The sequence below is a fragment of the Actinomadura rubrisoli genome (genome assembly GCF_004349215.1).
Taxonomy (GTDB): Bacteria; Actinomycetota; Actinomycetes; order Streptosporangiales; family Streptosporangiaceae; genus Spirillospora; species Spirillospora rubrisoli.
Genome location: NZ_SMKU01000461.1, coordinates 1 through 6,089, shown reverse-complemented (window position 1 = coordinate 6,089; position 6,089 = coordinate 1). Strand labels below are relative to the sequence as shown.

Here is a 6,089-nt window from a genome sequence, read left to right as displayed (position 1 = left end):
CGGGGAGGGGATCGGGCCCGGCGTCACGCCCGGCTGAGCCGGCGGTGGTGTAGGAGACACCTGGGGCTGCGGGCTGGGAGCGGGAGACGGAGGAGCCAGTTCCACGGCCCCATGTTTTCCGGTGACGATATTGGCCATATTGATCAACGACAATGAGCGCGGATCCCAGTAGCTGGAATGTGCGTGCCCTATCGGGTGGCGCGACGGCCAGCCATTTCTGGGCTCGTTCGGCCGCGGTGCCTTGGAGCATGCCCGCGCCTCGCAGGAGTTCCAGGACGCCGCCGTAGGCCATGGCCCGCATGTCGTCGCTTTTGATCAGGCTGTCGCGGCGGCGCTGGATCTCTTTGACCTGGGACGCGGCCCAGTCGCCCGCGTCCCCGAGTGCCTTTCCGTGGCGCGCGGCGAGGCCGAGCCGGGCGGTGATGGCGTTCAGGGAACGGCCGGAGTCGCGGAGTGTCCGGGCGGCGCGTCGGAGTTCGGTTGCGAGGGCGTCGAGCTTTCGGGTGTCGCCGCCCTGGATGCCCCCTTGGCTCAGGCGTCCGCTGGACGGGGGTGCGGCGGGACCGGGGAGTCAGGTTCTGGGTGAGTACGCGTCCCTGGCCGCCTTCCCTCGCCCGCCGTGTGCCCGGCGGACGAGGCGAAGGCCGTCATGCGGTCAGGCGTAGGAGTGGAGGCCCGAGAACATGTAGTTGACGCCGAAGAAGTTGAACAGCAGGGCCGCGAACGCGAGCAGGGAGAGGATCGCGGCCTTGCGGCCCTTCCAGCCGGCCGTGGAGCGCGCGTGGAGGTAGGCCGCGTAGATGATCCAGGTCACGAAGGACCAGGTCTCCTTGGGGTCCCAGTTCCAGTAGCGGCCCCATGCCTCGTCCGCCCAGATGGCGCCCATGATGATCGCGGCCGTCCAGATCGGGAAGGCGAACATCGTGACGCGCAGCGACAGGCGGTCGAGGGCGTCGGTCGAGGGGAGGCGGGACATGACGCCGCCGTCCGCGACGGTCCCCCGGGCCTCGGCGCGGGTCTTGAGCAGGTAGAGGACCGTGGACGAGCCGGCGACGGTGAAGGCGCCCGTCGCGGTGATCGCGGCGGTGACGTGGATGGCGATCCAGTACGAGTTGAGCGCGGCGGTGACCGGGCCCACCGAGTCGTAGAGCCAGAGGTTGTCCACGCCCAGGGCGATCACGGCGGCGACCATCACGGCGGCGCCGAGGAAGCGGGCCTCGTAGCGCCACATCACGACGAGGAACGCGGTGACCGAGGCGAACGCGATCGCGGCGAGGAACTCGTACATGTTGCCCCACGGCCAGCGGTCCGCGGACAGGCCGCGGGTCACCATGAAGCCGAGGTGCGAGGCCCAGCCGAGCACGTTCAGCAGGACCGCGAGCCGCGCCCAGTCGGCCCTGCGGCCCTCCTGGGTGGTGGTGGTCTCGGGGGCGTCGTCCTTCGCGGCGCTCTCGGCGCCCGCGGCGCCCACCAGGACCTTGGCCTCGGCGGTCTCCGCCACGGCGGCGCGGGACGGCCGCCGGCCGAAGCCGAGATCGGCCGCGTAGGCGAACAGCGCGACGATGTAGAGGACCACCGTCGACAGCATGAGCTTGTCGCTCAGGTTCGCGAGGTCGGCGTTACCCACCCTCGTCACTCCTTCGTTTCGGTTGCCGACCCGGATTCGGCGCCGGGTTCGTCATCGGTGCCGCGGAGCGCGGTCACGATGTCGTCGAATTCCGAGGTCGGGTTGCCCAGCGTGAGGCCGCCGACCTCCACCACCGTACGCCCGCCCTCTCCGGCGCGCGCACGGACCCACACCCTGCGGCGCCGGACCATGAACGAGATCGCGACGCCCGCCACCGCGAGGACGGCGGCCACCAGCGCCGGGAGGCGGCCCGGGTCGTGGTTGACCGAGACGCTCGTCCACTCCCGGAGGCCGTCGAAGGTGATCGAGCCGGCGTTGCCGGGCAGCTTCAGCGTCTCCCCCGGCTCCAGCAGCTTCGAGCCGCCCTTGACGGGTTGGAGCGTCTTGCCGATCCCCTCCAGCTTGTAGACCGACTGGGGGGTGCCGGAGTCCAGGCCGATGTCGCCCTTGAACGAGGAGACCGTCACCACCGGGCGCAGCGGAGCCGGGAACGCCGAGACGATCTGCTTGCCGTCCTGGCTGGCCACCGCGGTCGGCCAGAGGATCGCGTAGAAGGCGAGCTGCTCGGGCTCGGCGTCCGGCGCCTTGATGACGCCCTCGGACGTGAGGTTGCGCGGCTCCATCTGCAGGAACGGCACCGCGTCCTGGAAGGCGATGTCGCCCTTGGCGTCCCGGACGGTGAACACCGGCGAGTATCCGTGGCCGAGCAGGTAGACCTTGGCGCCGCCGACCTTGAGGGGATGGTTGACCCGCAGGTCGAACGGCCTGTCCTTGCCGGACGGGCCGTCCCGGTACCGGATCTTGGCCCGGAAGTCGGTGGCCAGACCGCGCTTCTCGCCCTTGGTCTCGTACTTGGCCGTGAAGTCGTCCATCGTGATCGAGAACGGGGCGAGCCGGTCGCCGTCGAACGCGCGTCCCGGCGCGAACTGGTCGTACTGGCTCAGCGAGTTGGCGAACGACTTGCCCTCGGTGAGCAGCACGTCGCCGCGGTAGCCGAACAGGTTGCCCATGCCCAGCGCGAACAGCATCGCCAGCAGGGCCAGGTGGAACAGCAGGTTGCCCGTCTCGCCGAGATAGCCCTTCTCCGCCGCGGCGGACCCGCCGGAGATGTCGGTCCGGAAGCGCCGCCCGCGCAGCACCCTGCGCGCCTCGGCGAGGACCTCGTCGGGCGAGGCGTCCGTCTCGTAGGACGCCGACTGGGGCAGCCGCCGCAGGTTGCGGGGCGCCGCCGGGGGCCGCGCCCGCATGGACCTGTAGTGCTTGACGGCGCGCGGGACGACGCATCCGGCCAGCGAGACGAACAGCAGAATGTAGATCGCCGCGAACCAGGGGGCGGCGAACACGTCGAACATGGACAGCCTGTCCAGCCACGGCGCGAGCGTCTTGTGCTCGTCGAAGTACTCCGCGACCTTCTCCGGCGCCTGGCCCCGCTGCGGGAAGATCGAGCCCGGGACCGCGCCCAGCGCCACCAGGAACAGCAGGATCAGCGCCGTGCGCATCGTGGTGAGCTGCCGCCACCCCCAGCGCAGCCAGCCGAACGGGCCGATGCCCGTGGGCCGCGGCACCTCGCGCGGGGGCTGCCGGGCGGCGGGCGCCTCGGTTCCCGATTCCATGTCCGTGGTGTCCGTCATCTCAGATAACCGGTTGGAAGCCGCTGATCCACGACTTGAGCTCGATGGTCAGATCGCCCCACAGGCCGCTCACCAGCAGCACCCCGATGAGGACGAGCATGCCGCCGCCGATCCGCATGACCAGCGGGTAGTGCCGTTTCACCGCGCCGAAGGCCCCCAGCGCCCGGCGGTAGGCGATTGCGGTGGCCACGAACGGGAGGCCGAGGCCCGCGCAGTACGCCAGCGACAGTAGCGCGCCCCGTCCCGCGCTCGCCTCGGTGATCGCGAGGCCCTGCACCGCGCCCAGCGTCGGCCCGATGCACGGCGTCCACCCGAGCCCGAACAGGACGCCGAGCAGCGGCGCGCCCGCCAGGCCCGCGGCGGGCAGCCGTCCCGACTTCATCGTCCGCTGCAGCCCGGGGACGAGCCCCATGAACGCGAGCCCGAACACGATCGTGACGACGCCGAGGACCCGGGTGATCTGGTCCTGGTACTCCAGCAGCCACCGTCCGAGCCCCCCGAAGATCACGCCGTAGCTGACGAACACGGCGGTGAAGCCCGCGATGAACAACAGGACGCCCGCGAGCAGCCGGCCCCGCTTCTGCTCCGCCAGGTCCACCCCGGTCATCCCCGTCACGTACGACAGGTAGCCCGGCACCAGCGGCAGTACGCACGGCGAGACGAACGAGACCAGCCCGGCCAGCGCCGCCAGCGGCGCCGCCGCGAACAGCGACCCGTTGGTGACGGTCTCGGCCGCGCTCATCGCCCCACCCCGCTCACTTCTCCGCGAGCACCTTGGCGACCAGGGGACCGAGCTTGGAGTACGTCGTCGCGCCGATGACGCGGACGGCGACGCGGCCCTGCCGGTCCAGGACGAGGGTGCTGGGGATCGCGCTCGGCGGCACCTCGCGGAAGGCCAGCGTGACGCGGCCGTCCCCGTCGTACAGGCTCGGGTAGGTCACCTTGAACTTGCGCTCGTACGCCTTGGCGTTCTCCTTGGCGTCCTTGAAGTTGACGCCGAGGAACTCCACGCCCTTGGCCTTGTTCTCGGCGTGGACCTGCTCCAGGGACGGCGCCTCGCCGCGGCAGGGCGCGCACCAGGACGCCCAGAAGTTGACCACGATGACCTTGCCCCTGAGGTCGGCGAGCTTGAGCGGCTTGCCGTCCAGCCCCTCGCCGGAGACGTCCTGGATGCTCTTGCGGGAGCCGGGCTTGAACTCCGTGGCGTTGCCGTTGCCCGAGATGAAGCGGTTGTCGCTCCCGCCCGGCCCGCTCTCCGAGGCGTTGGTCCCGGCGCAGCCGGCGAGCAGCCCGCAGAGCGCGGCGACGCCCGCGGCGGCGCGCACAGGGGAGATTCGGGGGCTCAACGGACCCTCCTACTACTACAAGACGTAGTACTCAACTTAGCGGTGCCGTCAGGCACCCGCGACACTGGGCCCCTTGGCGAGCCCGGCGGCGGGCTCGCAGTAGGCGACCTCCACCAGCCGGCTGCCCTCGAACGTGAGGCTGGTGACGCTGGCCAGGCCGCATTCGCGCTTGTTCGGGTGGTGCCAGAGCCGGCGGCGCTCGGCGTGCAGCCGCAGGATCCAGACGGGCAGCTGGTGGCTCACGCACACCGCCTCGTGGCCCCGCGCCGTGTCGCGGGCCCTGATCACCGAGGCGCGCATCCGGGCGGCGAGCTCCTTGTAGGGCTCCCCCCAGGACGGCCGCAGCGGGTTGACCAGGTAGCGCCAGTGCTCGGGACGGCGCAGCGAACCCGCCCCGGCCCCGAAGGTCAGCCCCTCGAAATGGTTGTCGGCCTCGATCAGCCGGTCGTCCACCGTCACGGGGAGGTCGAACGCGTCGGCCAGCGGCGCCGCCGTCTCCAGTGCCCGCTGCATCGGCGAGGAGAACAGCGCGGTGACGTCCCGGTCGGCGAACCATTTCGCGACGGCCTTGGCCATGAGGACGCCGTCCTCGCTGAGCCGGTAGCCGGGCAGCCGCCCGTACAGGATTCCGTCGGGATTGTGCACCTCACCGTGCCGCAGCAGGTGAACGATCGTCTTGTCAGTCATGGCGTCGTCAGGTTACCCGCGCTGCCCGATGGCCCCGTCCACCGGCCCTCACGTGCCACCGGCGCCCACTGTGACCCAAGAGTGGCGGTCGAGGAAGGCCCGATCGTCGGACGCGTACTCCTCGAAGGCCCGCCGTACATCGGCCAGATCGGCGACGTGGGCGCGGTAGAGGCGGCCTTGAACGCTGTCCTTGTATTCGAGCTCGTACCCGCCGTCCTCCGGGGACACCTGGACGAAGTGCCGTCCGAACACCACGAGCGCCGCGAACGGGTTCTCCTCGCCGAGCGTGCCCAGAACGTCCTGGACGAGCCGCAGATCGGGATCCACGACGATCATGCCGTCGCCCGTGTGGAACTGCATGCCCTCATAGGCGCCGATGGGCCCGAGGTTGTGTACCAGCCGCCGGACCGGGTCGTAGCAGACCAGCTCATGCGTCTTGGCCAGCTCGTACACGTCGGCGGAGATCTCGTCGGCCGTCTCCGAGGCCATGCGGACCCGCGCGTACCGCGACTCCTGCACCGTCACCTCGGCGCCGGGATGGGTCCGGGTGAGCTCATCGGCGAACGCGGCGACGCCGGTATGCGCCGGGACCGCGTCGAAGTCCGTCCCGGACGCGTTCTCCACCGTGATCGGCGCGGGCTCATGCCAGACGACCAACTCGAACCTCATACCGCCATCGTCCCAGCTCACCTCCCGGCCGACGACACGAACCCGCCGCGAGTCAGTGCTGTCCCTGGGGGCGGACCCCCAGACCCCCGGCGGCTCCGCCGCGAGTTAGTGGGACGCGGGGACGGGGAT

At 70.8% G+C, this 6,089-nt stretch carries 6 protein-coding genes; all 6 read right to left on the bottom strand.

Features of this window, described 5'->3' with window-relative positions; all coding sequences use genetic code 11:
- Window positions 1-655: 655 nt before the first annotated feature.
- Genes ccsB through E1298_RS42855 form a run of 6 tightly spaced genes read right to left on the bottom strand, consistent with a single transcriptional unit; the run spans window position 656 to window position 5,960 of the window.
- A complete protein-coding gene (ccsB, locus tag E1298_RS42880; protein WP_207945185.1) occupies window positions 656-1,627 on the bottom strand; it encodes a c-type cytochrome biogenesis protein CcsB in 972 nt (323 codons plus the stop codon).
- 5 nt (window positions 1,628-1,632) lie between these two features.
- On the bottom strand, window positions 1,633-3,258 hold the full coding sequence (resB, locus tag E1298_RS42875; protein ID WP_131903123.1) for a cytochrome c biogenesis protein ResB: 1,626 nt from the start codon (window positions 3,256-3,258) through the stop codon (window positions 1,633-1,635).
- 1 nt (window position 3,259) lies between these two features.
- Window positions 3,260-4,000, bottom strand: a complete 741-nt coding sequence (locus tag E1298_RS42870) for a cytochrome c biogenesis CcdA family protein (RefSeq protein ID WP_131903122.1) — start codon at window positions 3,998-4,000, stop codon at window positions 3,260-3,262.
- 13 nt (window positions 4,001-4,013) lie between these two features.
- Entirely contained in the window at window positions 4,014-4,604 is a 591-nt protein-coding gene (locus E1298_RS42865) for a TlpA family protein disulfide reductase (protein WP_243726183.1), read from the bottom strand.
- Between the two features lie 48 nt (window positions 4,605-4,652).
- A complete protein-coding gene (locus tag E1298_RS42860) occupies window positions 4,653-5,291 on the bottom strand; it encodes a histidine phosphatase family protein (RefSeq protein ID WP_131903121.1) in 639 nt (212 codons plus the stop codon).
- Window positions 5,292-5,339: 48 nt separating this feature from the next.
- On the bottom strand, window positions 5,340-5,960 hold the full coding sequence (locus E1298_RS42855; protein ID WP_131903120.1) for a hypothetical protein: 621 nt from the start codon (window positions 5,958-5,960) through the stop codon (window positions 5,340-5,342).
- Window positions 5,961-6,089: the final 129 nt, after the last annotated feature.

Excerpts from the sequence above, each read along its gene's own strand:
- resB (WP_131903123.1), bottom strand. The coding sequence starts at position 3,258 with ATGACGGACACCACGGACATGGAATCGGGAACCGAGGCGCCCGCCGCC.
- E1298_RS42870 (WP_131903122.1), bottom strand. The coding sequence starts at position 4,000 with ATGAGCGCGGCCGAGACCGTCACCAACGGGTCGCTGTTCGCGGCGGCG.
- E1298_RS42860 (WP_131903121.1), bottom strand. The coding sequence starts at position 5,291 with ATGACTGACAAGACGATCGTTCACCTGCTGCGGCACGGTGAGGTGCAC.
- E1298_RS42855 (WP_131903120.1), bottom strand. The coding sequence starts at position 5,960 with ATGAGGTTCGAGTTGGTCGTCTGGCATGAGCCCGCGCCGATCACGGTG.